Source organism: Streptomyces collinus Tu 365, assembly GCF_000444875.1.
In the GTDB taxonomy this organism is placed as follows: Bacteria; Actinomycetota; Actinomycetes; order Streptomycetales; family Streptomycetaceae; genus Streptomyces; species Streptomyces collinus_A.
Window position 1 is genome coordinate 5,061,395 of the sequence record NC_021985.1, and the last position, 26,732, is coordinate 5,088,126.

Annotated in this window: 25 protein-coding genes; 23 read left to right on the forward strand and 2 right to left on the reverse strand. The window is 68.6% G+C overall.

What is annotated here, in order from left to right; all coding sequences use genetic code 11:
• The first annotated feature begins 223 nt into the window (after window positions 1–223).
• The 6 genes from rpoB (at window position 224) to tuf (ending at window position 12,548) form a co-directional block, all read left to right on the forward strand.
• On the forward strand, window positions 224–3,709 hold the full coding sequence (gene rpoB / locus B446_RS22100; protein WP_020941661.1) for a DNA-directed RNA polymerase subunit beta: 3,486 nt from the start codon (window positions 224–226) through the stop codon (window positions 3,707–3,709).
• 102 nt (window positions 3,710–3,811) lie between these two features.
• On the forward strand, window positions 3,812–7,711 hold the full coding sequence (locus B446_RS22105) for a DNA-directed RNA polymerase subunit beta' (RefSeq protein ID WP_020941662.1): 3,900 nt from the start codon (window positions 3,812–3,814) through the stop codon (window positions 7,709–7,711).
• 477 nt (window positions 7,712–8,188) lie between these two features.
• Window positions 8,189–8,560 carry a 30S ribosomal protein S12 gene (gene rpsL, locus B446_RS22110; protein WP_003948652.1) on the forward strand — a complete coding sequence of 124 codons (372 nt, stop codon included), beginning with the start codon at window positions 8,189–8,191 and terminating at the stop codon, window positions 8,558–8,560.
• A 2-nt stretch (window positions 8,561–8,562) separates the two neighbouring features.
• On the forward strand, window positions 8,563–9,033 hold the full coding sequence (gene rpsG, locus B446_RS22115; protein ID WP_005481264.1) for a 30S ribosomal protein S7: 471 nt from the start codon (window positions 8,563–8,565) through the stop codon (window positions 9,031–9,033).
• Window positions 9,034–9,072: 39 nt separating this feature from the next.
• Window positions 9,073–11,199 carry an elongation factor G gene (gene fusA, locus B446_RS22120; RefSeq protein ID WP_020941663.1) on the forward strand — a complete coding sequence of 709 codons (2,127 nt, stop codon included), beginning with the start codon at window positions 9,073–9,075 and terminating at the stop codon, window positions 11,197–11,199.
• A gap of 155 nt (window positions 11,200–11,354) precedes the next feature.
• On the forward strand, window positions 11,355–12,548 hold the full coding sequence (gene tuf / locus B446_RS22125; RefSeq protein ID WP_020941664.1) for an elongation factor Tu: 1,194 nt from the start codon (window positions 11,355–11,357) through the stop codon (window positions 12,546–12,548).
• A gap of 189 nt (window positions 12,549–12,737) precedes the next feature.
• Here the strand turns inward: tuf and B446_RS22130 are convergent, their stop codons facing one another.
• Together B446_RS22130 and B446_RS22135 are read right to left on the reverse strand one after the other, a co-directional pair.
• Entirely contained in the window at window positions 12,738–14,099 is a 1,362-nt protein-coding gene (locus tag B446_RS22130) for a carbohydrate-binding protein (RefSeq protein WP_020941665.1), read from the reverse strand.
• A 129-nt stretch (window positions 14,100–14,228) separates the two neighbouring features.
• Complete coding sequence (locus B446_RS22135) at window positions 14,229–15,185, reverse strand: LysR family transcriptional regulator (RefSeq protein WP_020941666.1); 957 nt, start codon at window positions 15,183–15,185, stop codon at window positions 14,229–14,231.
• A 155-nt stretch (window positions 15,186–15,340) separates the two neighbouring features.
• On the opposite strand from B446_RS22135, the gene B446_RS22140 reads away from it, so the two are divergent.
• From B446_RS22140 to rplN, 17 genes are all read left to right on the forward strand, one after another.
• Window positions 15,341–16,366 carry an AraC family transcriptional regulator gene (locus tag B446_RS22140; RefSeq protein WP_020941667.1) on the forward strand — a complete coding sequence of 342 codons (1,026 nt, stop codon included), beginning with the start codon at window positions 15,341–15,343 and terminating at the stop codon, window positions 16,364–16,366.
• A gap of 98 nt (window positions 16,367–16,464) precedes the next feature.
• Window positions 16,465–17,310, forward strand: a complete 846-nt coding sequence (locus B446_RS22145) for a carbohydrate-binding protein (RefSeq protein WP_052352341.1) — start codon at window positions 16,465–16,467, stop codon at window positions 17,308–17,310.
• 160 nt (window positions 17,311–17,470) lie between these two features.
• A complete protein-coding gene (locus B446_RS22150; RefSeq protein ID WP_020941669.1) occupies window positions 17,471–17,875 on the forward strand; it encodes a hypothetical protein in 405 nt (134 codons plus the stop codon).
• Between the two features lie 16 nt (window positions 17,876–17,891).
• On the forward strand, window positions 17,892–19,922 hold the full coding sequence (locus tag B446_RS22155; protein WP_020941670.1) for a hypothetical protein: 2,031 nt from the start codon (window positions 17,892–17,894) through the stop codon (window positions 19,920–19,922).
• A complete protein-coding gene (locus B446_RS22160; RefSeq protein WP_020941671.1) occupies window positions 19,919–20,443 on the forward strand; it encodes a hypothetical protein in 525 nt (174 codons plus the stop codon). Before B446_RS22155 ends, B446_RS22160 begins: the two co-directional genes overlap by 4 nt.
• 420 nt (window positions 20,444–20,863) lie before the next feature.
• Window positions 20,864–21,172: a 30S ribosomal protein S10 gene (rpsJ, locus tag B446_RS22165; protein ID WP_003948644.1), complete on the forward strand. Its 309-nt coding sequence runs from the start codon at window positions 20,864–20,866 to the stop codon at window positions 21,170–21,172.
• Between the two features lie 17 nt (window positions 21,173–21,189).
• A complete protein-coding gene (gene rplC / locus B446_RS22170; RefSeq protein ID WP_005481233.1) occupies window positions 21,190–21,834 on the forward strand; it encodes a 50S ribosomal protein L3 in 645 nt (214 codons plus the stop codon).
• An 8-nt stretch (window positions 21,835–21,842) separates the two neighbouring features.
• The gene (gene rplD, locus B446_RS22175; protein WP_020941672.1) at window positions 21,843–22,499 is read left to right on the forward strand and encodes a 50S ribosomal protein L4; all 657 of its coding nucleotides are present in this window, start codon (window positions 21,843–21,845) and stop codon (window positions 22,497–22,499) included.
• A complete protein-coding gene (gene rplW, locus B446_RS22180) occupies window positions 22,499–22,918 on the forward strand; it encodes a 50S ribosomal protein L23 (protein ID WP_020941673.1) in 420 nt (139 codons plus the stop codon). Before rplD ends, rplW begins: the two co-directional genes overlap by 1 nt.
• A 40-nt stretch (window positions 22,919–22,958) precedes the next feature.
• Window positions 22,959–23,795, forward strand: coding sequence for a 50S ribosomal protein L2 (gene rplB, locus B446_RS22185; protein WP_020941674.1), 837 nt, complete (start codon window positions 22,959–22,961; stop codon window positions 23,793–23,795).
• A 12-nt stretch (window positions 23,796–23,807) separates the two neighbouring features.
• Window positions 23,808–24,089, forward strand: a complete 282-nt coding sequence (gene rpsS, locus B446_RS22190; RefSeq protein WP_003992359.1) for a 30S ribosomal protein S19 — start codon at window positions 23,808–23,810, stop codon at window positions 24,087–24,089.
• Between the two features lie 44 nt (window positions 24,090–24,133).
• Window positions 24,134–24,481: a 50S ribosomal protein L22 gene (rplV, locus tag B446_RS22195; protein WP_003974262.1), complete on the forward strand. Its 348-nt coding sequence runs from the start codon at window positions 24,134–24,136 to the stop codon at window positions 24,479–24,481.
• Window positions 24,481–25,302 (forward strand): 30S ribosomal protein S3, encoded by an 822-nt coding sequence (gene rpsC / locus B446_RS22200; RefSeq protein WP_003998826.1) that lies wholly within the window; start codon window positions 24,481–24,483, stop codon window positions 25,300–25,302. Before rplV ends, rpsC begins: the two co-directional genes overlap by 1 nt.
• A 5-nt stretch (window positions 25,303–25,307) precedes the next feature.
• Window positions 25,308–25,727: a 50S ribosomal protein L16 gene (gene rplP / locus B446_RS22205; RefSeq protein WP_009190136.1), complete on the forward strand. Its 420-nt coding sequence runs from the start codon at window positions 25,308–25,310 to the stop codon at window positions 25,725–25,727.
• Window positions 25,727–25,951: a 50S ribosomal protein L29 gene (gene rpmC / locus B446_RS22210; RefSeq protein WP_018564811.1), complete on the forward strand. Its 225-nt coding sequence runs from the start codon at window positions 25,727–25,729 to the stop codon at window positions 25,949–25,951. The genes rplP and rpmC overlap by 1 nt, the downstream gene beginning before the upstream one ends.
• The gene (gene rpsQ, locus B446_RS22215; RefSeq protein ID WP_020941675.1) at window positions 25,948–26,235 is read left to right on the forward strand and encodes a 30S ribosomal protein S17; all 288 of its coding nucleotides are present in this window, start codon (window positions 25,948–25,950) and stop codon (window positions 26,233–26,235) included. The genes rpmC and rpsQ overlap by 4 nt, the downstream gene beginning before the upstream one ends.
• A gap of 128 nt (window positions 26,236–26,363) precedes the next feature.
• Window positions 26,364–26,732, forward strand: a complete 369-nt coding sequence (rplN, locus tag B446_RS22220) for a 50S ribosomal protein L14 (RefSeq protein ID WP_003998823.1) — start codon at window positions 26,364–26,366, stop codon at window positions 26,730–26,732.

A 26,732-nucleotide genomic window follows, 5' to 3' on the forward strand; every position in this document is an offset into this window, starting at 1 on the left:
GAGCACTACGAGGGTCTACAAAAACCCGCGCTGGACATCAGTGTGCCAAGTGGCTACACTGACCCTTTGCGCTGCCTGTTAGTTGTCCCCTGCCCGTCACCAGGGGTCTGCCCTCACTCGAGCACCGTAGACCGAATCTCCTCTGACCTGGGGTTTCCGTCTCCGTGCACGTCGAGGGACCGGCACGCGCGTAGTGAGTCCGAGCCCTCGGAAGGACCCCCTCTTGGCCGCCTCGCGCAACGCCTCGACCGCGAATACGAACAACGGCGCCAGCACCGCCCCGCTGCGCATCTCCTTTGCAAAGATCAAGGAGCCTCTCGAGGTTCCGAACCTGCTCGCGCTGCAGACCGAGAGCTTTGACTGGCTGCTCGGCAACACCGCCTGGCAGAGTCGGGTCGAGGAGGCTCTTGAGAACGGTCAGGACGTCCCCACCAAGTCCGGTCTGGAGGAGATCTTCGAGGAGATCTCCCCGATCGAGGACTTCTCCGGGTCGATGTCCCTGACCTTCCGGGACCACCGCTTCGAGCCGCCGAAGAACTCCATCGACGAGTGCAAGGACCGCGACTTCACGTACGCCGCCCCGCTCTTCGTCACCGCCGAGTTCACCAACAACGAGACCGGTGAGATCAAGTCCCAGACGGTCTTCATGGGCGACTTCCCGCTCATGACGAACAAGGGCACCTTCGTCATCAACGGCACCGAGCGTGTCGTGGTGTCTCAGCTGGTCCGTTCCCCCGGTGTCTACTTCGATTCCTCGATCGACAAGACGTCCGACAAGGACATCTTCTCCGCCAAGATCATCCCGTCCCGGGGTGCCTGGCTGGAGATGGAGATCGACAAGCGTGACATGGTCGGTGTCCGCATCGACCGCAAGCGCAAGCAGTCGGTCACCGTGCTGCTGAAGGCGCTCGGCTGGACGACCGAGCAGATCCTCGAGGAGTTCGGCGACTACGAGTCGATGCGCGCCACCCTGGAGAAGGACCACACCCAGGGCCAGGACGACGCGCTGCTCGACATCTACCGCAAGCTGCGTCCGGGCGAGCCCCCCACGCGCGAGGCCGCGCAGACGCTGCTCGAGAACCTGTACTTCAACCCCAAGCGCTACGACCTGGCCAAGGTCGGCCGTTACAAGGTCAACAAGAAGCTGGGCGCGGACGCTCCGCTCGACGCGGGCATCCTGACCGTCGAGGACATCATCTCGACGATCAAGTACCTGGTGCAGCTGCACGCCGGCGAGACCGAGACCACCGGCGACAACGGCGGCTCCATCGTTGTCGAGACGGACGACATCGACCACTTCGGCAACCGGCGCCTGCGCAGCGTCGGCGAGCTGATCCAGAACCAGGTCCGTACGGGTCTCGCCCGTATGGAGCGTGTCGTGCGCGAGCGCATGACGACCCAGGACGTCGAGGCGATCACGCCGCAGACCCTGATCAACATCCGGCCGGTCGTCGCCTCCATCAAGGAGTTCTTCGGCACCAGCCAGCTGTCGCAGTTCATGGACCAGAACAACCCGCTGTCGGGTCTCACCCACAAGCGCCGCCTGTCGGCCCTTGGCCCGGGTGGTCTCTCCCGTGAGCGGGCCGGCTTCGAGGTCCGTGACGTGCACCCCTCGCACTACGGCCGCATGTGCCCGATCGAGACGCCCGAAGGCCCGAACATCGGTCTGATCGGCTCGCTCGCCTCCTACGGCCGCGTCAACGCGTTCGGTTTCGTCGAGACGCCGTACCGCAAGGTCAACGACGGCCAGGTCACCGACGAGGTCGACTACCTGACCGCCGACGAGGAGGACCGCTTCGTCATCGCGCAGGCCAACGCCACGCTCAACGACGAACTGCGGTTCGCCGAGGCGCGTGTCCTGGTCCGCCGCCGCGGCGGTGAGGTCGACTACGTCAGCCCCGAGGACGTCGACTACATGGACGTCTCGCCGCGCCAGATGGTGTCGGTCGCGACCGCCATGATCCCGTTCCTCGAGCACGACGACGCCAACCGTGCCCTCATGGGCGCGAACATGATGCGCCAGGCCGTGCCGCTCATCAAGTCCGAGGCGCCGCTCGTCGGCACCGGCATGGAGTACCGCTCCGCGGTCGACGCCGGCGACGTGGTCAAGGCCGAGAAGGACGGTGTGGTCCAGGAGGTCTCCGCGGACTACATCACCACGGCCAACGACGACGGCACGTACATCACGTACCGCCTGCACAAGTTCTCCCGGTCCAACCAGGGCACCTCGGTCAACCAGAAGGTCGTCGTCGACGAGGGCGACCGGATCGTCACGGGCCAGGTGCTCGCGGACGGCCCGGCCACCGAGAACGGCGAGATGGCCCTGGGCAAGAACCTGCTCGTGGCGTTCATGCCGTGGGAGGGTCACAACTACGAGGACGCGATCATCCTGTCGCAGCGCCTCGTGCAGGACGACGTCCTCTCCTCGATCCACATCGAGGAGCACGAGGTCGACGCCCGTGACACCAAGCTCGGCCCCGAGGAGATCACCCGGGACATCCCGAACGTCTCCGAGGAGGTCCTCGCCGACCTCGACGAGCGCGGCATCATCCGTATCGGTGCGGAGGTCGTCGCCGGTGACATCCTCGTCGGCAAGGTGACCCCGAAGGGTGAGACCGAGCTGACCCCCGAGGAGCGCCTGCTGCGCGCGATCTTCGGTGAGAAGGCCCGTGAGGTCCGTGACACCTCGCTGAAGGTGCCGCACGGCGAGATCGGCAAGGTCATCGGTGTGCGCGTCTTCGACCGCGAGGAGGGCGACGAGCTGCCGCCGGGCGTGAACCAGCTGGTCCGCGTCTACGTCGCGCAGAAGCGCAAGATCACCGACGGTGACAAGCTCGCCGGCCGTCACGGCAACAAGGGTGTCATCTCCAAGATCCTGCCGATCGAGGACATGCCGTTCCTGGAGGACGGCACCCCGGTCGACATCATCCTCAACCCGCTGGGTGTGCCGTCCCGAATGAACCCGGGACAGGTCCTGGAGATCCACCTCGGCTGGCTCGCCAGCCGCGGCTGGGACGTCTCCGGCCTCGCGGAGGAGTGGGCCCAGCGCCTCCAGGCGATCGGCGCCGACTCCGTCGCTCCCGGCACCAACGTCGCCACCCCGGTGTTCGACGGTGCCCGTGAGGACGAGCTGGCGGGTCTGCTGCAGCACACCATCCCGAACCGCGACGGCGAGCGCATGGTGCTCCCGACCGGTAAGGCGCGGCTGTTCGACGGCCGCAGCGGTGAGCCGTTCCCGGACCCGATCTCGGTCGGCTACATGTACATCCTGAAGCTGCACCACCTGGTCGACGACAAGCTGCACGCCCGCTCGACCGGTCCGTACTCGATGATCACCCAGCAGCCGCTGGGTGGTAAGGCGCAGTTCGGTGGCCAGCGGTTCGGCGAGATGGAGGTGTGGGCCCTCGAGGCCTACGGCGCCGCCTACGCGCTCCAGGAGCTGCTGACGATCAAGTCCGACGACGTGACCGGCCGCGTGAAGGTCTACGAGGCCATCGTCAAGGGCGAGAACATCCCCGAGCCCGGCATCCCCGAGTCCTTCAAGGTGCTCATCAAGGAGATGCAGTCGCTCTGCCTGAACGTGGAGGTGCTGTCCAGCGACGGTATGTCCATCGAGATGCGCGACACCGACGAGGACGTCTTCCGCGCTGCGGAGGAGCTCGGTATCGACCTGTCCCGGCGCGAGCCGAGCAGCGTCGAAGAGGTCTGACGGGAGTCCGGTAGGGGCCTCGCCACCGTGTGAGGCCCCCGCCGACCCCCAGGCCCCCGTTTCAGACCACAGACTTACGACCCTGAGAGGGATTGACGCATAGTGCTCGACGTCAACTTCTTCGACGAGCTCCGGATCGGCCTGGCCACCGCTGACGACATCCGTCAGTGGAGCCACGGCGAGGTCAAGAAGCCCGAGACCATCAACTACCGCACCCTGAAGCCCGAGAAGGACGGACTCTTCTGCGAGAAGATCTTCGGTCCGACCCGGGACTGGGAGTGCTACTGCGGCAAGTACAAGCGTGTCCGCTTCAAGGGCATCATCTGCGAGCGCTGTGGCGTCGAGGTCACGCGCGCCAAGGTGCGCCGTGAGCGGATGGGCCACATCGAGCTGGCGGCTCCCGTCACGCACATCTGGTACTTCAAGGGTGTCCCCTCGCGCCTCGGCTACCTGCTGGACCTGGCGCCGAAGGACCTCGAGAAGGTCATCTACTTCGCGGCGTACATGATCACGTACGTCGACGAGGAGCGCCGGACCCGCGACCTGCCCTCCCTGGAGGCGCACGTCTCCGTGGAGCGCCAGCAGATCGAGAACCGCCGCGACGCCGACCTCGAGGCCCGCGCCAAGAAGCTCGAGACCGACCTGGCCGAGCTGGAGGCCGAGGGCGCCAAGGCCGACGTGCGCCGCAAGGTGCGCGAGGGCGCGGAGCGCGAGATGAAGCAGCTGCGCGACCGCGCGCAGCGCGAGATCGACCGCCTCGACGAGGTGTGGACCCGGTTCAAGAACCTCAAGGTCCAGGACCTCGAGGGCGACGAGCTGCTCTACCGCGAGCTGCGTGACCGCTTCGGCACGTACTTCGACGGCTCGATGGGTGCCGCGGCGCTGCAGAAGCGCCTGGAGTCCTTCGACCTCGACGAGGAGGCCGAGAAGCTCCGCGAGATCATCCGCACCGGCAAGGGCCAGAAGAAGACCCGCGCCCTGAAGCGGCTGAAGGTCGTCTCCGCGTTCCTGCAGACGTCCAACAGCCCCAAGGGCATGGTCCTGGACTGCGTCCCGGTCATCCCGCCGGACCTGCGTCCGATGGTGCAGCTCGACGGTGGCCGCTTCGCGACCTCCGACCTGAACGACCTGTACCGCCGTGTCATCAACCGCAACAACCGCCTGAAGCGGCTTCTCGACCTCGGCGCGCCCGAGATCATCGTGAACAACGAGAAGCGCATGCTCCAGGAGGCCGTGGACGCCCTCTTCGACAACGGTCGTCGCGGCCGGCCGGTCACCGGTCCCGGCAACCGCCCGCTGAAGTCCCTCAGCGACATGCTGAAGGGCAAGCAGGGTCGATTCCGTCAGAACCTGCTCGGCAAGCGTGTGGACTACTCCGCGCGTTCCGTGATCGTCGTCGGTCCGCAGCTGAAGCTGCACCAGTGCGGTCTGCCCAAGGCGATGGCGCTGGAGCTCTTCAAGCCGTTCGTGATGAAGCGCCTGGTCGACCTGAACCACGCGCAGAACATCAAGAGCGCCAAGCGCATGGTGGAGCGCGGCCGCACGGTCGTGTACGACGTCCTCGAAGAGGTCATCGCCGAGCACCCGGTGCTGCTGAACCGTGCTCCCACCCTGCACCGCCTCGGCATCCAGGCCTTCGAGCCGCAGCTGGTCGAGGGCAAGGCCATCCAGATCCACCCGCTCGTCTGCACCGCGTTCAACGCGGACTTCGACGGTGACCAGATGGCCGTGCACCTGCCGCTGTCCGCGGAGGCGCAGGCCGAGGCCCGCATCCTGATGCTGTCCTCGAACAACATCCTCAAGCCGGCCGACGGCCGCCCGGTGACGATGCCGACCCAGGACATGGTCCTCGGTCTGTTCTTCCTCACCACCGACGGCGAGCTGCGTGACACCAAGGGCGAGGGCCGCGCGTTCGGCTCCACGGCCGAGGCGATCATGGCGTTCGACGCCGGCGAGCTGGCGCTGCAGTCGCAGATCGACATCCGCTTCCCGGTGGGCACCATCCCGCCGCGCGGCTGGACCCCGCCGGCCCGCGAGGAGGGCGAGCCCGAGTGGCAGCAGGGTGACTCGTTCCGCCTGCGCACCACGCTGGGCCGCGCGCTCTTCAACGAGCTGCTGCCCGAGGACTACCCGTTCGTCGACTACTCGGTGGGCAAGAAGCAGCTCTCCGAGATCGTCAACGACCTGGCCGAGCGCTACCCCAAGGTCATCGTGGCGGCGACGCTCGACAACCTGAAGGCGGCCGGCTTCTTCTGGGCGACCCGTTCCGGTGTCACCGTGGCCATCTCCGACGTCGTCGTTCCCGAGGCGAAGAAGGAGATCGTCCGCGGGTACGAGGCGCAGGACGAGAAGGTCCAGAAGCAGTACGAGCGCGGTCTGATCACCAAGGAAGAGCGCACGCAGGAGCTCATCGCGATCTGGACCAAGGCGACCAACGAGGTCGCCGAGGCGATGAACGAGAACTTCCCCAAGACGAACCCCATCTTCATGATGGTTGACTCGGGTGCCCGAGGAAACATGATGCAGATGCGGCAGATCGCCGGTATGCGTGGTCTGGTGTCGAACGCGAAGAACGAGACCATCCCGCGTCCGATCAAGGCGTCCTTCCGTGAGGGCCTGTCCGTGCTGGAGTACTTCATCTCCACGCACGGTGCCCGTAAGGGTCTGGCGGACACCGCCCTGCGTACCGCCGACTCGGGTTACCTGACCCGTCGTCTGGTGGACGTCTCGCAGGACGTCATCATCCGCGAGGAGGACTGCGGCACCGAGCGCGGTCTGAAGCTGCGGATCGCCGACCGCGGCGCGGACGGCGTGCTGCGCAAGACGGACGACGTCGAGACGTCCGTGTACGCGCGCTGCCTCGCCGAGGACATCGTGGTCGACGGTCAGGTCCTGGCCCCGGCCGGCACCGACCTGGGCGACGTCCTCATCGAGGAGCTCGTCGGCCGTGGCGTCGAGGAGGTCAAGACCCGCTCGGTCCTGACCTGCGAGTCCGCCGTCGGTACCTGCGCGATGTGCTACGGCCGTTCGCTGGCCACCGGCAAGCTGGTCGACATCGGTGAGGCGGTCGGCATCATCGCCGCCCAGTCCATCGGTGAGCCCGGTACCCAGCTGACGATGCGTACCTTCCACACCGGTGGTGTGGCCGGTGACGACATCACCCAGGGTCTGCCCCGTGTCGTCGAGCTCTTCGAGGCCCGTACCCCGAAGGGTGTCGCCCCGATCTCCGAGGCCTCCGGCCGCGTGCGGATCGAGGAGACCGAGAAGACCAAGAAGCTCGTCGTCACCCCGGACGACGGCAGCGACGAGACGGCGTTCCCGATCTCGAAGCGTGCCAAGGTCCTGGTCCGCGAGGGCGATCACGTCGAGGTGGGCCAGCAGCTCACCGTGGGTGCCACCAACCCGCACGACGTGCTGCGCATCCTGGGTCAGCGTGCCGTCCAGGTCCACCTGGTCGGCGAGGTCCAGAAGGTCTACAACTCGCAGGGTGTGTCGATCCACGACAAGCACATCGAGATCATCATCCGGCAGATGCTGCGCCGTGTGACGATCATCGAGTCCGGCGACGCGGAGCTGCTGCCGGGCGAGCTGGTCGAGCGTTCGAAGTTCGAGACCGAGAACCGTCGTGTGGTCCAGGAGGGCGGTCACCCGGCCTCCGGTCGTCCGCAGCTGATGGGTATCACCAAGGCCTCGCTGGCGACGGAGTCCTGGCTGTCGGCCGCCTCCTTCCAGGAGACGACCCGAGTTCTGACGGACGCGGCGATCAACGCCAAGTCCGACAGCCTCATCGGCCTCAAGGAGAACGTCATCATCGGTAAGCTCATCCCGGCCGGTACGGGTCTGTCCCGCTACCGCAACATCCGGGTCGAGCCGACCGAGGAGGCCAAGGCCGCGATGTACTCGGCCGTCGGCTACGACGACATCGACTACTCGCCGTTCGGCACCGGCTCCGGCCAGGCCGTTCCGCTGGAGGACTACGACTACGGTCCGTACAACCAGTAAGCGGGCAGCTTGAACCGAAGGGCGGTCACCCCGTGGGGTGGCCGCCCTTCGGCGTTGTGGGGCCCCGCGTCCGGGCGTGGGTGGTCCGGGGCGGCGACGGGGTGCGCGGCCGTCTGAGGCTGCTCAGGGGCCCCTGGAGCGGTCGCCGGCCGGTGCGCGGAGCCTGTCCGGAGTCCGCTTCGAAGATCGCGGAGGGTAAGCCCGACCGCCCGGATGCGCACGCCGGGAGCGCCGGAAGGGCGCTGGACTCCATTTGTTTTGACCACAGCGAATGAGGTAGGTACGCTCAGACCTTGTGCCTGGGGTGTGCCCTGGCTCTCGTGCGTGCCTTCAACCGCACAGCGAGCCGTCACCGGCCACCGTAATCTGCGCCCTCTTCGCCTGGCGGCGAAGGTCTGCGGGATTCGACACACCCGACCGCGTGGGTCGGAGTAGTTCCAGGTTAGCTTTACTCGGCACACAGAAACCGGAGAAGTAGTGCCTACGATCCAGCAGCTGGTCCGCAAGGGCCGGCAGGACAAGGTCGAGAAGAACAAGACGCCCGCACTCGAGGGTTCCCCTCAGCGTCGCGGCGTCTGCACGCGCGTGTTCACGACCACCCCGAAGAAGCCGAACTCGGCCCTGCGTAAGGTCGCGCGTGTGCGTCTGACCAGCGGGATCGAGGTCACCGCTTACATTCCGGGTGAGGGACACAACCTGCAGGAGCACTCCATCGTGCTCGTGCGCGGCGGCCGTGTGAAGGACCTGCCCGGTGTTCGTTACAAGATCATCCGCGGTTCGCTCGACACCCAGGGTGTCAAGAACCGCAAGCAGGCCCGCAGCCGCTACGGCGCCAAGAAGGAGAAGTAAGAATGCCTCGTAAGGGCCCCGCCCCGAAGCGCCCGGTCATCATCGACCCGGTCTACGGTTCTCCTCTGGTGACCTCCCTCATCAACAAGGTGCTGCTGAACGGCAAGCGCTCCACCGCCGAGCGCATCGTGTACGGCGCCATGGAGGGCCTGCGCGAGAAGACCAGCAACGACCCGGTCATCACGCTGAAGCGCGCGCTGGAGAACATCAAGCCGACCCTCGAGGTCAAGTCCCGCCGTGTCGGTGGTGCGACGTACCAGGTTCCGATCGAGGTCAAGCCCGGTCGTGCCAACACGCTCGCGCTGCGCTGGCTGGTCGGTTACTCCCGCGCCCGTCGCGAGAAGACCATGACCGAGCGTCTGCTCAACGAGCTTCTCGACGCCTCCAACGGCCTCGGTGCCGCTGTGAAGAAGCGCGAGGACACGCACAAGATGGCCGAGTCCAACAAGGCCTTCGCGCACTACCGCTGGTAGTCGCTACCCACATCGAGACCGAGAGAAGACTGAAGCCTTATGGCTACCACTTCACTTGACCTGGCCAAGGTCCGCAACATTGGGATCATGGCCCACATCGACGCGGGCAAGACGACCACCACCGAGCGGATCCTGTTCTACACCGGTGTGTCTTACAAGATCGGTGAGGTCCACGACGGCGCTGCCACCATGGACTGGATGGAGCAGGAGCAGGAGCGTGGCATCACGATCACCTCTGCTGCCACCACCTGTCACTGGCCGCTCGAAGACGTCGACCACACCATCAACATCATCGACACGCCGGGCCACGTCGACTTCACCGTCGAGGTGGAGCGTTCCCTGCGCGTGCTCGACGGTGCCGTGACGGTGTTCGACGGCGTCGCCGGCGTCGAGCCCCAGTCCGAGACCGTGTGGCGTCAGGCGGACCGCTACGGCGTCCCGCGCATCTGCTTCGTCAACAAGCTCGACCGGACCGGTGCGGAGTTCCACCGCTGCGTCGACATGATCTCTGACCGCCTCGGCGCTCAGCCGATCGTGATGCAGCTCCCGATCGGTGCCGAGGCCGACTTCAAGGGCGTCGTCGACCTCGTGACGATGAAGGCCCTGGTCTGGTCCGCCGAGGCCACCAAGGGCGAGATGTACGACGTCGTCGACATCCCGGACACGCACACCGAGGCTGCCGAGGAGTACCGCGGCAAGCTGCTCGAGGCCGTGGCCGAGAACGACGAAGAGATCATGGAGCTGTACCTGGAGGGCACCGAGCCCTCCGTGGAGCAGCTGTACGCCGCGATCCGTCGCATCACCATCGCGTCCGGCAAGTCCAAGGACACCACGGTCACCCCGGTGTTCTGCGGCACCGCGTTCAAGAACAAGGGCGTCCAGCCCCTGCTCGACGCGGTCGTGCGCTACCTCCCCTCCCCCCTGGACGTCGAGGCCATCGAGGGCCACGACGTGAAGGACCCGGAGACGGTCGTCAAGCGCAAGCCGTCCGACGAGGAGCCCCTGTCGGCTCTGGCCTTCAAGATCATGAGCGACCCGCACCTGGGCAAGCTCACCTTCGTCCGGGTCTACTCGGGCCGCCTGGAGTCCGGCACCTCGGTGCTGAACTCCGTCAAGGGCAAGAAGGAGCGCATCGGCAAGATCTACCGCATGCACGCGAACAAGCGTGAGGAGATCGACTCGGTGGGCGCCGGCGACATCATCGCCGTCATGGGTCTGAAGCAGACCACGACCGGTGAGACGCTGTGTGACGACAAGGCCCCGGTCATCCTGGAGTCCATGGACTTCCCGGCGCCGGTCATCCAGGTCGCCATCGAGCCCAAGTCCAAGGGCGACCAGGAGAAGCTGGGCGTCGCGATCCAGCGCCTGGCCGAGGAGGACCCGTCCTTCCAGGTCCACTCGGACGAGGAGACCGGCCAGACCATCATCGGTGGCATGGGCGAGCTGCACCTCGAGGTGCTGGTCGACCGTATGCGCCGTGAGTTCAAGGTCGAGGCCAACGTCGGCAAGCCGCAGGTCGCGTACCGCGAGACGATCCGCAAGGCCGTCGAGCGCGTCGACTACACGCACAAGAAGCAGACTGGTGGTACCGGCCAGTTCGCCAAGGTGCAGATCGCGATCGAGCCGATCGAGGGCGGCGACGCCTCGTACGAGTTCGTGAACAAGGTCACCGGTGGCCGTATCCCGAAGGAGTACATCCCTTCGGTGGACGCCGGCGCGCAGGAGGCCATGCAGTTCGGCATCCTCGCGGGCTACGAGATGACCGGCGTGCGCGTCACGCTGATCGACGGTGGCTACCACGAGGTCGACTCCTCCGAGCTCGCCTTCAAGATCGCCGGCTCGCAGGCCTTCAAGGAGGCCGCGCGCAAGGCCAGCCCTGTGCTGCTCGAGCCGATGATGGCCGTCGAGGTCACCACGCCCGAGGACTACATGGGTGAGGTCATCGGCGACATCAACTCCCGCCGTGGCCAGATCCAGGCCATGGAGGAGCGGGCCGGTGCCCGCGTCGTGAAGGGTCTCGTGCCCCTCTCGGAGATGTTCGGTTACGTCGGCGACCTGCGCAGCAAGACGTCCGGCCGGGCCAGCTACTCCATGCAGTTCGACTCCTACGCCGAGGTTCCGCGGAACGTCGCCGAGGAGATCATCGCGAAGGCCAAGGGCGAGTAACGCACCGCGTTCACACGCTTTAGGCTTGACTCCGGAGCCTCGTGGGGCAAACAACCGCAAACACGGGTGTTTGCCCCGGGTTCCGGGCTTTCCAGCAAAGATCACCTGGCGCCGATGAAGTAAGGCGTACAGAACCACTCCACAGGAGGACCCCAGTGGCGAAGGCGAAGTTCGAGCGGACTAAGCCGCACGTCAACATCGGCACCATCGGTCACATCGACCACGGTAAGACGACCCTCACGGCCGCCATTACCAAGGTGCTGCACGACGCGTTCCCGGACCTGAACGAGGCCTCGGCGTTCGACCAGATCGACAAGGCTCCTGAGGAGCGCCAGCGCGGTATCACCATCTCGATCGCGCACGTCGAGTACCAGACGGAGACCCGTCACTACGCCCACGTCGACTGCCCCGGTCACGCGGACTACATCAAGAACATGATCACGGGTGCGGCCCAGATGGACGGCGCCATCCTCGTGGTCGCCGCCACCGACGGCCCGATGCCGCAGACCAAGGAGCACGTGCTCCTGGCCCGCCAGGTCGGCGTTCCGTACATCGTCGTCGCCCTGAACAAGGCCGACATGGTGGACGACGAGGAGATCCTGGAGCTCGTCGAGCTCGAGGTCCGTGAGCTCCTCTCCGAGTACGAGTTCCCGGGCGACGACCTGCCGGTCGTCCGCGTCTCCGCGCTCAAGGCCCTCGAGGGCGACAAGGAGTGGGGCCAGTCCGTCCTCAACCTGATGCAGGCTGTGGACGAGAACATCCCCGAGCCCGAGCGTGACGTCGACAAGCCGTTCCTGATGCCGATCGAGGACGTCTTCACGATCACCGGTCGTGGCACCGTCGTCACCGGTCGTATCGAGCGTGGTGTCCTCAAGGTCAACGAGACCGTCGACATCATCGGCATCAAGACCGAGAAGACCACCACCACGGTCACCGGCATCGAGATGTTCCGCAAGCTGCTCGACGAGGGCCAGGCCGGTGAGAACGTCGGTCTGCTGCTCCGCGGCATCAAGCGCGAGGACGTCGAGCGCGGCCAGGTCATCATCAAGCCGGGCTCGGTCACCCCGCACACCGAGTTCGAGGCGCAGGCCTACATCCTGTCCAAGGACGAGGGTGGCCGCCACACGCCGTTCTTCAACAACTACCGTCCGCAGTTCTACTTCCGTACGACGGACGTGACCGGCGTCGTGACCCTCCCCGAGGGCACCGAGATGGTCATGCCGGGTGACAACACCGAGATGAAGGTGGAGCTCATCCAGCCCGTCGCCATGGAGGAGGGCCTGAAGTTCGCCATCCGTGAGGGTGGCCGGACCGTGGGCGCCGGCCAGGTCACCAAGATCAACAAGTGATCTTGAGCTGATCCGGCCCGGGTCTTCGACCTGGTAGCTGTCGGAGGGGCCCGTACGACTTTGGTCGTGCGGGCCCCTTCGCGCGTCCCCGGCGACGCGCGGGACAGCAGGGCCGGACAGCAGGAGGCCCGGGTGCGCCGTGCTGCGCACCCGGGCCGTCCCGCCCCCCGTCAGGTGGTGGTCAGTGGGTCACACGCGTTGCCACAGGGCCGGGACGTTCGGGGGCTCCCACCCGGGCTGGGCCTGGTGGCCCTGGAGGCAGCGGTAGTCGGCGCCGCCGTACGTCACCGTGTCGCCGGCCTGGTAGACGGTGCCCGCCGACCAGGTGCCGCCCGGGTTGCCGGGGTCCCCGGGGTCGCCGGGGCCGCTCGCCGTGGTCTTCAGGGTGAGCCCGTAGGACTGCAGGATCGGGTTGACGGGCTGGAAGAACGTCGTCCCGCCGCTCGTGCAGTCGCCCGAGCCGCCCGACGTGACGCCCTGCGCCTGGCTGCCGGAGATGAAGGAGCCGCCCGAGTCGCCGGGCTCGGCGCACACCGACGTACGGGTGACACCGCTGACCGTGCCCTCCTGGTAGGTCACGCTCGAGTTCAGCTGCTGGACGGTGCCGCAGTGCCAGCCGGTGGTCGATCCCGAGCGGCACACCGACGCGCCCACCGTGGCCTGCGTGGAACCGGTGACCTGGGCGCTGGAGCCGTTGACGTACGGGGTCGCCGTCCAGTTGCCGTTGGCGGCCACCCACGACATGTCGTTGCCGGGGAACACCGACGCCTGGAAGGTGCCCTGCGCCACCCGGTTGGACCCGGTGGTGGTGCTGCCCGCCCGGCCGCAGTGCCCCGCCGAGGCGAACCCCTGCTGGGTGCCCCGGGTGACCGGGAAGCCGATCGAGCACCGGGTGCTGCTGTCGATGTAGTAGGCGTCCCCGCCCCGCAGGTCGTACAGCGGCCGCGGCCGCTCGGCGGACTTCACGCTCCGGACCAGGGCCGGGTCGACGCCCGCCGCGGCGAGCAGCGGCCGTACGGCGGCGGGGCGCACCGCCTGAACCACGAGGGCGTTCGTGCGGACGTCCACGTACCAGACCGGGGTGTCGGTGGTCGCGTGCCGGCCCGCGGCCCGGTCGAGCCGTCCCTTGGCCGCGTCCAGCGACGCCAGGGAGTGCCGCACGACCACCGCACGGGCGCCGCGCGCCCGGATCGCCGCCGCGTCCCGCGCGTCGGTCGTCGCCACGGTGAGGGTGCCCGACTCCGCGCCCCGGACCCAGGCGCCGGCGAAGCGCGCGCCGAGGGCCACGCGCAGCCGGCCCGCGGTGGCGCCCGCCTCGGCCTCGTTCACCAGCCGGTGCCGTGCCTGGGGCGCGGTCAGGCCGAGGTCCCGCCGCATCGCGCGCAGCAGGGCGGGCGGGGCGTCGGCGGTGCGCATCGTCTGCGCGGCGCCGGGAGCGGTGGGCGGGACGGGGCGGACACCGGCGCTCGCGGAGCCGCTGAGCCCGGCCACGAGCAGGGCGCCCGCCGCCGCCACGGCGGCACCGGCGGCCCGGGCATGTCTGTGGAGCATGGGGGATCTCCTCGGTTTCGGTGGGGTGCCGAAACCGTAGGGAGAGCCGATCGGCCCGCATAAGACCCAGCCGACCCCCTGCCCCGGTGTTATGGAACGCGCTTGCGGGCCAGGCCGGTTGAGGCCCGTTCAGGGGGCTGGGGGCCGGTCGTTGCCGGCGAGCCAGTGCGCGTAGCTGTCGCTGCGCGCCGCCGTCCCGGCGTGCGCGCTGCGCGCCTCGGCCAGGACGGTCGCGGCGGTGTCCGGCGCCTGCGTCTCCGGGTGCCAGCCGAGCACGTGCCGCCAGACCAGGGGAGTGCCGGCCAGCGGCCGGGTGGCGATGCCGGGTGTCGTCGGGAACGTGGCCCGGCACAGCCCCACCGCCCGGCCGACCTGGACCAGGTGCACACAGGACGCGGTGTCCGTCTCGTACATCCGGCGCGGGGCGAACCCGGTCCGCGCGCACGCCGCGGTGAAGCAGTCCGCGAAGCAGCCGTCACCGGGCACGCAGGCCCAGTCCTCGCCGGCCAGCGCGGCGAGTCCCACCTCGTCGGCCGCGGCCAGCCGGTGCCCGGCGGGGAGCATCACGAACACCGGGTCCACCGCGATCTCCCGCCACACGAGCTGGGTCGCGTCGGGCGGAGCGGCCGAGCCGCAGGTGCCGGCCAGCGCGAAGTCCAGCCGTCCCTCCGCCAGCAGTCCGGCCAGCTCGCGCTCGGACCAGGAGGCGCGGGTGGTCACGGTGGCGTCGGGCACGGCCTCGGCCAGCCGGTCCACCAGCGCGCCCAGCAGCGGGCCGTGCGTGCCGCCCAGCCGAAGCCGCTCCGGCTCGCGCCGGGCCCGGGCGAACCGGGCCGCCTCCTGCTGGAGTCCGCTCACCGCGGGCAGCACGATCCGGGCGCGCTCCAGTACCAGTTCGCCCAGCGCGGTGGCTCGCACACCGTGCCGCCCCCGCTCGAACAGCGCCCCGCCGAGGGCCCGTTCGATCCGCCGGAGCTGCGCGCTCAAGGCGGGCTGCGCGAGCCCGAGCAGGGTGGCGGCCCGCGTCAGACTCCCCGCCTCCGCGATCGTCCGGATGGTCCTCAGATGCCGCAACTCCAGCTCCATGAAGGGAGCTTGCGACGCGGGGGAGGAGGGGGCAAGGGGTTGGTACGGACCGATGGGGCCCCGGGGCGCACCGCCGCCGGGGCGATTGCCGCCGGTGGACGGCTGTGGGATCGTGACCCCGCCTCGATTGGTCTGTACCTTTTCTGGGGAGGATCATGCGCAGCACCACCGTCCCGCCCGGCACACCCTGCCTCGCCCCGCGCGCCGGGGAGCCGCCCCTGCACCGGCTGGAGACCGCCGGTCCGCACGCGCCCCCGTTCGCGGCGGGCTCCTTCGACGAGGTCGGCCCGCTGTCCCGGGCCGACCGGCCGCACCGCCACACGTTCTACGAGATCGTCCACATCACCGCCGGTTCGGCCACCCATGTCGTCGACCTCGCCCGGTGGCCGGTGCGGCCCGCGCAACTGGTCGTGATCCTGCCGGGGCAGATCCACTGCTGGGAGGACCAGCGGGGGCTCGACGGCACGCTCGCGCTCTTCACCGAGGACTTCCTGGTGGACCACCCCGAGGACCTGCGGCTGCTGCGGCGGCTCGCCGGGGCCTGCGGGCTGGACCTGAGCGCCGAGGACGACCTGCGCACCGGCCGTCTGATGGCCGAGCTGGCGGCGGAGCACCGGCAGCGGACCGCCGGGTACGAGACCGTGCTGCGCGCCCTGCTGCACGTCCTCGTGGTCCGCACGGCCCGGCTGACCGCTCCCGGGTCCGGCCCGGGACCGGTGCCGGACCCGCGCAGGGCCCCTGCGCCGGGGGAGCCCGTCCCGGGGAGGACGCCCGCGCCGGCGAAGGCGCCCGCCTCGGGGGCGGTGGCCGTCCCGGGGGAGGCGTCCGCGCTGGCCGAGGCGTTCGCCCGGCTCACCGCACGGCCGGAGACGGCGGCATGGTCGGTGCGGGAGTGCGCGGAGAGGCTCGGCGTGACGGCGGGCCACCTCACCCAGGCGGTGCGCGCGGCCACCGGCCGCAGTCCCGGCCGGCTGCTGATCGAGGCCCGCGTATACCGGGCCCAGCGCCTGCTGGCCCACACCGACCTGCCCGTACGGCAGGTCGCCGCCCGCGTCGGGATCACCGATCCCGCCTACTTCTGCCGCTTCTTCCGGCGGGAGACCGGCAGCAGCCCCGGTGACTGGCGAAAGCACCACAGTCGCCACCACCAGTCCATCGAAGCCCCGGGGACCCGCGCCTAGGTTCGTTGCCGATCCGACGCCCCCCACAAGGAGCAGGCATGGACAACGCAGGCATGAACGACGCGGGTACGGACGACGCGGGTGTGCGCGACGCGGGCATGGGCCACGCCGGTACGGCGGGCACGCCCGAGCCGAGGCCGAACGGCCGTGTCGCCCGCAAGACCGTCTTACGCGCCGCGCTGGCGGCCACCGCGGCGATACCCGTCGCGCTCGCCGGCGGCCCGGCCCTGGCCCGCACCCTCACCACCACCGGCACGGCCGTGCCCCTCACCCCGCCCTGCGACGACGGCGACCACCCCACGCCCGAGCAGATCGAGGGCCCGTACTTCAAGCCCGACTCGCCCCAGCGCACCAGCCTGCTGGAACCGGGACTGCCCGGCACCCGGCTGACCCTGACCGGCTACGTCTTCGGCCGCGCCTGCCTCCCGGTCACCGGCGCCCTGCTGGACTTCTGGCAGGCCGACACCAACGGCGCCTACGACAACACCGGGTTCCGGCTGCGCGGACACCAGTACACCGACTCGCGCGGCTCCTTCGCGCTGACGACGATCGTCCCCGGCCTCTACCCCGGCCGCACCCGGCACATCCACGTGAAGGTGCAGGCCCCGGGACGGCCCGTCCTGACCACCCAGCTGTACTTCCCGAACGAACCGCGCAACAACACGGACTCGCTCTACGACGCACGGCTGCTGATGACCGTGCGCGACGGCAACGGCGGCCGTGAGGCGGCCTTCGACTTCGTCCTGGACGTCCCCCAGGAACCCGGCCCCGGACCCACCCCGACCGGCACCCCGCCGTCGGACGGCACCTGGGCGGCGGGCACCGCCTACCGGGCCGGCGACCGGGTCACCTACGCGGGCCGCGGCTACGTCTGCCTCCAGGCCCACACGGCCCAGCCCGGCTGGGAACCGCCGTCGGTCCCGGCGCTGTGGCGGGCCGCCTGACACCGGCGCCCCACCTCCCGTGCCACCTCGTACGACGTCAACGCGGACGACGTCAACGCGGACGACGTCAACGCGGCGGCCGGGAAACTCCCCGTGACGAAGATCGGCGCCCACCGGTTGAAGTACCGGCGGTGGACGTCGATACGGCGAGGGGCGAGCGGTGGACGGTCCGGCAGGAAACCACGGCGGGTACGGTCACGGCGGTCACCGCCACGGCGGGTACGGCCAGGGCGCGGGGAGACTGGCGTCCACCCCGGCCGAGAAGCGGGCGGCCGCCAAGGCGCTGCACGACCACATCGAGCCGGACACCCGCCGGGCCGGCGCGTGGGCGGACGACGAGACCGGCGCGGCGGTGAAGGAGTTCGGCGCACGCGACGGACACGGCTGGCTCACCGCCCCGGCGCTGCGCGCGGCCCACGCGGCCTGGGGCGACCAGGTGCGGAACCTGCTGGACCGGCTGGGCGCCGAGAAGGACGCGCTGAACCGGACGAACGTGGTGCTGACCGGCGCGGACCTCGCGGTCGGCGGCGACCTGCGGCGCACCTCCGCGCTCGACCTGTACTGACGGGGACGGCCGGGACATGCCGACGTACCACGAGATCATGAGCACCGACCTGGCCGCGCTGACCGGCGCCGCCGAGCGCTGGGACGGCATGGCGGCGGAGATCGCCAAACAGGAGACGGCGTACCGCCGGGACGTCCACGGCATCACGGCGGGCCCGTCCTGGAGCGGGATGAGCGCGGAGGCGGCCCACGGCCGGTTCGGCGTCACCCTCACGGAACTGCGGTACGCCCAGACGGAGGCCAAGGCGATCGCCTCCCTGCTGCGCGACGCGCACGCACGCTTCACGGAGCTGAAGGGGAGACTCACGGCGGCGCTCGCGGAGGCCCGCGCGGCCGGGCTGCGGGTGTCGGACCGCGGCCTGGTCAGCGCCGACCCCACGCACGCCAAGGAGCCGGACGAGGCGACCGTACGGTCCTGGCAGGACCGCGTCGACGCGGCCGTCCGGGCCGTGACCGACGCGGACGCGGGCGTCGAGACCGCCCTCGCGGCCGTGGTCGTCGACGCGGACCCCCTGGCCGGCAGCCGCGGCTTCAACGGGCGGGCGCTGGGGGACGTCGAGACGTACGAGGCGCTGGCCGCGGAGGACGCGCTGGGCCGGCTCGGCCGGGGCGGCCACCTGTCGCGGCACGACCTCGCCGAACTCGAGCGCACGTTCCGCGACAACTCCGGTGACGAGGCGTTCTCCCGGACCCTGCTGGACGACCTGGGCGCGGCGGGCACGATCACGCTGACCAACGAGCTGAACGACCTGGTCCACGTACGGGGCGGGGCGTCGGCGGGGGCGTACGCGACGATCGAGTCGGGACTCGCGAACACGCTCGCCACGGCGACGAGGGACACCCGCTCGCCCTGGTACCGGCACTGGCGGGCCGCCGTGCGGCGCGCCGGCGTCCGGCACTACGCCACGGACGCGCAGGGGGAGCGGCTGGACAGGGCGGTGGGTTACCAGTCGCTGGTGACCCTGATGTCCCGGGGGCACGGGTACGCGCCGCGCATGCTGGAGGACCTCACCGACGACATGATCGCGGCGGAGCGGCGGGAACCGGGGATCTGGCGGCTGAAGGACACGTACAGCGGCGGGCACGGCGGCTGGTTCGCCAACGACCCGGTGGACGGGGCACTGGCCCTGATGAGCCGGGACCCGCACACGGCCGCGGACTACCTCGGCTCCGACGACCGTATGCGGTACCTGGTGGAAGAGCGGGACTGGAAGGTGGTGCTGCACGAGCACGCGGGCGCGAAGACGGGGACCTATGCGGCCGGGCTGGACGGGGACGACCGGGCGGGGTTCGGGGCGGCGCTGCAGGCGGCGGCGACGGGGATCGACCCGGCGGACCGGCACGCGCACTACGTGCCCCACACGGGGCCGAACGAGGCGGTCTTCAGTTCAGCCCTGAAGCACCTCTCGAACCAGGGCGACGACTTCCCGCCGTCCCTGCGCCGGCCGATGGCGAACGTGCTGGTCAACCACGGCGCGACGGTGCACGCGGCGATGAGCGAGATCGACATCGGCCACTCCCCCCTGCAACAGGACCGACTCTTCGAGGTAACCAAACAGGTGTCCAAGAACGAGCATGCCTACGGGACATTGAACGGGGGGTTGAACCAGGCGATGGTGGCCAGCATCCACTCCGACCAGGCCAGGTCAGCGGAGTCCCTCACCCGGGCCGGCCGGACGGTCGGCTTCCTGGAGGAGGCCCGGATCCAGGCGGCGGGGTCCCCCGAGACCGCCGAGTTCGAGAGCAAGCCGCTGTTCGACAAGGCGATCAGTTACATCCCGGTGGTCAGCGAAGACGTACAGGCCGGGTTCGACTATGTGACGGACCAGTGGCTCGCGGATGAGCAGGAGAGGCTCGACGGACAGCAGGCGCAAGACAACATCAAGACCTACTCCAGGCGGAACGGGCAGCTGATGGCACTCGCGGGCGAGTGGGCGAAGACCCACGACCCGGGCGAGCCGTATTACGACCCCAAAGAGGAGATCACCAGATCTGCTCAGGTGGGCATCTCCCATGCGGCTGGCATGTCCGGGGAGCGGCCCTCGTGAGCGCCGTTCGCACTGTGCTGGTTTCGCTGGCGTTCGCTGCTTGCGCTTCCTGTGCCGTTCCGGCTCCGCAGGAGATGCCCGGAGCCGTCTGCGGGACACAGATCGATCCCGGACTGACACGGCTGCTCGTCAAGTCCACGGACGACCTGCATGAGTACAACCGTGTCGATCGACCCGAGACGATCACGGGCCCCTGCGTGCTCCTGGCCGGGCATGACCCCGTACTCGAGTTCCGCTTTTCGTGGGACCACAGCGCCACTGATCTGATGTACCTGGCCACCGGCAGCGGATCCACCTCGCAGATCACCAATCCGCGCATTAGCGAGGCCACGGCAAAAACCCTCATCGGCACAGACGGAGCCATCTCCCAAGCCCCCTGCAGGACCAAGGGTGGCAACTACTTCACGCTCACCCTCCAGCTCCCCAAGATCAAGCCGGGTGACCGTGCCCACCGGGGGGACATCGAGAGGTTCATGCGGGCCTACTTCCCGGCGACGCTTCGTACCCTGGGGTGTGGGTGACGCGCCGCGTTTGACGTACGTCACTCTCGGGGTAATCTCTTCCGCCCGATTGGCCAGGGACCCGGCCCATATGGCAGACTGTCGGAGTTGCTCGGTCGAGTGTTGATGCTGCGCGCCTCCCGCCGGGAGGACCGGAAGCGAGTCCCACAGTACTCGTCGCCCTAACTGCCTGATGGCAGCACTGGGGCGGACGTACGGGAATCTTCCGGGAAGCGTGGGCGCGGCACCGGCCAGGCGCCCGGTGGGTCTTCGCCCCCGGTCTGCGGTTCCGGAAGGGCCGTGTGCATTCCCGCAGGGATGTTCGAACAAGGGGCATCTGTGTCAGCGGGAGCGCGACACGCCCGACCGCGTGGGTCGGAGACGAGAGAGCGGAACCACCGGGTTCCGGAGCGTAAGAAGAGACAGGACTACTGAGTAGCCATGGCGGGACAGAAGATCCGCATCCGGCTCAAGGCCTACGACCACGAGGTCATCGACTCCTCGGCGAAGAAGATCGTCGAGACGGTGACCCGCACTGGTGCGTCGGTCGCGGGCCCGGTGCCGCTGCCCACTGAGAAGAACGTGTACTGCGTCATCAAGTCGCCGCACAAGTACAAGGACTCGCGCGAGCACTTCGAGATGCGCACGCACAAGCGCCTGATCGACATTCTCGACCCCACCCCCAAGACCGTTGACTCTCTGATGCGACTCGACCTCCCGGCCGGTGTCGACATCGAGATCAAGCTCTGAGGGTCGGTGAGCTGAGAATGGCTAAGCAGATCAAGGGCATCCTGGGCGAGAAGCTCGGCATGACGCAGGTGTGGGACGAGAACAACCGTGTTGTTCCGGTCACCGTCGTCAAGGCCGGCCCCAACGTCGTCACCCAGGTCCGTACGAACGATGTCGACGGCTACGAGTCCGTCCAGATCGCTTTCGGCGAGATCGACCCGCGCAAGGTGAACAAGCCCCTCAAGGGTCACTTCGCCAAGGCCGACGTCACCCCCCGCCGCCACCTCGTCGAGATCCGCACCGCGGACGCCTCCGAGTACACGCTGGGCCAGGAGATCTCCGCTGAGGTCTTCGAGGCCGGCGTCAAGGTGGACGTGACCGGCAAGAGCAAGGGCAAGGGCTTCGCCGGTGTCATGAAGCGTCACAACTTCAAGGGCCTCGGCGCCGGACACGGCACCCAGCGCAAGCACCGCTCTCCCGGTTCCATCGGTGGCTGCGCCACCCCGGGCCGCGTGTTCAAGGGCCTCCGCATGGCGGGTCGCATGGGCAACGAGCGGGTCACCACCCAGAACCTGACCGTCCACGCCGTTGACGCGGAGAAGGGTCTGCTGCTCATCAAGGGCGCGGTTCCCGGTCCGAACGGCGGCCTCGTCCTGGTCCGCACCGCGGCCAAGGGGGCCTGAGGTAACCGATGAGCACTGTTGACATCCTTTCGCCTGCGGGCGACAAGGCCGGTTCCGTCGAGCTCCCCGCGGAGATCTTCGACGTGGAGAAGATCAGCATTCCGCTGATCCACCAGGTCGTCGTCGCGCAGCTGGCCGCTGCCCGCCAGGGCACGCACAAGACCAAGACCCGTGGCGAGGTCCGTGGTGGCGGCAAGAAGCCGTACCGCCAGAAGGGCACCGGCCGCGCCCGTCAGGGCTCGACCCGCGCGCCGCAGTTCGCCGGTGGTGGCGTCGTGCACGGTCCTGTGCCGCGTGACTACTCGCAGCGCACCCCGAAGAAGATGAAGGCCGCGGCCCTGCGCCACGCCCTCACCGACCGGGCGCGTCACAACCGCATCCACGTCGTCTCCGGCGTGGTCGAGGGTGCGAACCCGTCCACCAAGGCCGCGAAGAGCCTGTTCGGCAAGATCTCGGAGCGCAAGAACCTGCTCCTGGTCGTCGAGCGCGCCGACGAGGCCGCGTGGCTGTCCGCCCGCAACCTGCCCCAGGTCCACATCCTGGAGCCGGGCCAGCTGAACACGTACGACGTTCTCGTCTCGGACGACGTGGTCTTCACCCAGGCCGCTTTCGAGTCCTTCGTGTCTGGCCCCAAGGCCGCTGACACCGAAGGGAGCGAAGCCTGATGGCTACGCGTCACCCGAGCATTGCCTCGAAGGCCGCCAAGGCCGCCAAGGCCGCGCGCGTCGCCAAGGCGCGTCGCCACGCCGCCGAGGGCAAGAACACCGTCGAGACCCCGCTGAGCAAGTCCTTCACGGACCCCCGTGACGTGCTGCTCAAGCCGGTCGTCTCGGAGAAGAGCTACGCGCTCCTCGACGAGAACAAGTACACGTTCGTCGTCGCCCCCGGCGCCAACAAGACCCAGATCAAGCAGGCCGTCCAGGCGGTCTTCGAGGTCAAGGTCACCGGGGTCAACACGATCAACCGTCAGGGCAAGCGCAAGCGCACGAAGACCGGCTTCGGTCAGCGTGCCGCCACCAAGCGCGCGATCGTGACCCTCGCCGAGGGCGACCGTATCGACATCTTCGGCGGTCCGACCGCCTAAGGGCGGTCCGGATCGTCCGATATCGGACGAGGACTGAGAAATGGGAATCCGCAAGTACAAGCCGACTACGCCGGGCCGTCGTGGCGCCAGCGTCGCCGACTTCGTCGAGGTCACGCGGTCCACGCCGGAGAAGTCGCTGGTCCGCCCCCTGCACAGCAAGGGCGGCCGTAACAACGCCGGTCGTGTGACCGTTCGCCACCAGGGTGGCGGACACAAGCGCGCCTACCGCGTGATCGACTTCCGTCGTCACGACAAGGACGGCGTGCCGGCGAAGGTCGCGCACATCGAGTACGACCCCAACCGCACCGCGCGCATCGCGCTGCTGCACTACGCGGACGGCGAGAAGCGCTACATCCTCGCCCCGCGCAACCTGCAGCAGGGTGACCGCGTCGAGAACGGTCCCGGGGCCGACATCAAGCCGGGCAACAACCTGGCCCTCCGCAACATCCCGGTCGGTACCACGATCCACGCGATCGAGCTCCGTCCCGGTGGCGGTGCCAAGTTCGCCCGCTCCGCCGGTGCCTCCGTGCAGCTGCTCGCGAAGGAGGGCGCCTACGCCCACCTGCGCATGCCGTCCGGTGAGATCCGCCTGGTCGACGTCCGCTGCCGCGCCACCATCGGCGAGGTCGGCAACGCCGAGCAGAGCAACATCAACTGGGGCAAGGCAGGCCGCAAGCGGTGGCTGGGCGTTCGCCCGACCGTCCGTGGTGTCGTCATGAACCCGGTCGACCACCCGCACGGTGGTGGTGAGGGCCGGACCTCCGGTGGCCGCCACCCCGTGTCCCCGTGGGGCAAGAAGGAAGGCCGTACTCGTTCGCCCAAGAAGGCGTCGAACAAGTACATCGTCCGCCGCCGCAAGACGAACAAGAAGCGCTAAGGACGGGTTGAGATGCCTCGTAGCCTGAAGAAGGGGCCCTTCGTCGACGACCACCTGATCAAGAAGGTGGACGCCCAGAACGAAGCCGGCACCAAGAACGTCATCAAGACCTGGTCCCGTCGCTCCATGATCGTCCCGGCCATGCTCGGCCACACGCTCGCGGTGCACAACGGCAAGACCCACATCCCGGTGTTCGTCACCGAGTCGATGGTCGGTCACAAGCTCGGCGAGTTCTCGCCGACCCGCACCTTCCGGGGCCACGTCAAGGACGACCGGAAGTCGAAGCGCCGCTAGTAGCGGATCGCATTCAGACACGTAAGTAACTGAGAGGGACAACCATGGAAGCCAGGGCCCAGGCGCGGTACATCCGCGTTACGCCCATGAAGGCCCGCCGCGTGGTGGACCTTATCCGTGGCATGGATGCCACGGAGGCTCAGGCTGTTCTGCGATTCGCTCCGCAGGCAGCCTCCGTGCCGGTCGGCAAGGTGCTCGACAGCGCCATCGCCAACGCCGCGCACAACTACGACCACACCGACGCCGACAGCCTCTTCATTTCCGAGGCGTACGTCGACGAGGGCCCGACCCTGAAGCGGTTCCGGCCGCGCGCCCAGGGCCGTGCCTACCGGATCCGCAAGCGGACCAGCCACATCACCGTGGTCGTCAGCAGCAAGGAAGGAACCCGGTAATGGGCCAGAAGGTTAACCCGCATGGGTTCCGGCTCGGTGTCACGACCGACTTCAAGTCGCGTTGGTACGCCGACAAGCTGTACAAGGACTACGTCAAGGAAGACGTCGCCATCCGTCGGATGATGACGTCCGGCATGGAGCGCGCCGGCATCTCGAAGGTTGAGATCGAGCGCACCCGTGACCGCGTGCGGGTGGACATCCACACCGCTCGTCCGGGCATCGTCATCGGCCGCCGTGGCGCCGAGGCCGACCGCATCCGCGGCGACCTCGAGAAGCTCACGGGCAAGCAGGTCCAGCTGAACATCCTCGAGGTCAAGAACCCCGAGACGGACGCTCAGCTCGTGGCCCAGGCCGTTGCCGAGCAGCTCTCCTCCCGCGTCTCCTTCCGCCGCGCCATGCGTAAGAGCATGCAGTCGGCGATGAAGGCCGGCGCCAAGGGCATCAAGATCCAGTGCGGCGGCCGCCTCGGTGGCGCCGAGATGTCCCGCTCGGAGTTCTACCGCGAGGGCCGCGTGCCCCTGCACACGCTCCGTGCGAACGTGGACTACGGCTTCTTCGAGGCCAAGACGACCTTCGGCCGCATCGGCGTGAAGGTCTGGATCTACAAGGGCGACGTGAAGAACATCGCCGAGGTCCGCGCCGAGAACGCTGCGGCCCGTGCGGGTAACCGCCCGGCCCGTGGCGGTGCAGACCGCCCGGCCCGTGGTGGCCGTGGTGGCGAGCGGCGCGGTCGCAAGCCGCAGCAGGCTGCCGGCGCCGAGGCCCCCAAGGCCGAGGCTCCCGCGTCCGCTCCGGCTGAGAGCACCGGAACGGAGGCCTGACCGAAATGCTGATCCCCCGTAGGGTCAAGCACCGCAAGCAGCACCACCCGAAGCGCAACGGTATGTCCAAGGGTGGAACGCAGGTTGCGTTCGGCGAGTACGGCATCCAGGCGCTGACCCCGGCCTACGTGACGAACCGCCAGATCGAGGCGGCCCGTATCGCGATGACCCGCCACATCAAGCGTGGCGGCAAGGTCTGGATCAACATCTACCCGGACCGTCCGCTCACCAAGAAGCCCGCCGAGACCCGCATGGGTTCCGGTAAGGGTTCTCCGGAGTGGTGGATCGCCAACGTCAAGCCCGGACGTGTGATGTTCGAGCTGTCGTACCCCAACGAGAAGATCGCCCGTGAGGCGCTGACCCGTGCGGCCCACAAGCTGCCGATGAAGTGCCGGATCGTCAAGCGCGAGGCAGGTGAAGCGTGATGTCGGCCGGTACCAAGGCGTCCGAGCTGCGCGAGCTGGGCAACGAGGAGCTTCTGGGCAAGCTCCGCGAGGCCAAGGAAGAGCTGTTCAACCTCCGCTTCCAGGCGGCGACGGGTCAGCTCGAGAACCACGGCCGGCTGAAGGCCGTCCGTAAGGACATCGCGCGGATCTACACCCTGATGCGCGAGCGCGAGCTGGGCATCGAAACGGTGGAGAACGCATGAGCGAGAACAACGTGACTGAGCAGAACACCGAGGCGCGCGGCTTCCGCAAGACCCGCGAGGGTCTCGTCGTCAGCGACAAGATGGACAAGACCGTCGTCGTCGCCGTCGAGGACCGCGTCAAGCACGCGCTGTACGGCAAGGTCATCCGCCGTACGAACAAGCTCAAGGCGCACGACGAGCAGAACGCCGCGGGCGTCGGCGACCGTGTCCTCCTCATGGAGACCCGGCCGCTGTCCGCCACGAAGCGCTGGCGCGTCGTCGAGATCCTCGAGAAGGCCAAGTAGGTAGTTCCCGCAAGGGAATTCCCGTAAGTACGCCTGCGGGCAAACCCGCAGGACGGTTCCGCCAGGCTCGGCAGGGGTCCTCGATCTGAGGCCCCTGCCGGGAACCGGCAGACAAACAGGAGATAGACGTGATCCAGCAGGAGTCGCGACTGCGCGTCGCCGACAACACTGGTGCGAAGGAAATCCTTTGCATCCGTGTGCTCGGTGGCTCCGGTCGCCGCTACGCGGGCATCGGTGACGTCATCGTCGCCACCGTCAAGGACGCGATCCCCGGTGGCAACGTGAAGAAGGGTGACGTCGTCAAGGCGGTCATCGTTCGCACCGTCAAGGAGCGCCGTCGTCCGGACGGCTCGTACATCCGCTTCGACGAGAACGCCGCCGTCATTCTGAAGAACGACGGCGACCCTCGCGGCACCCGTATCTTCGGCCCGGTCGGCCGTGAGCTGCGCGAGAAGAAGTTCATGAAGATCATCTCGCTCGCGCCGGAGGTGCTGTAA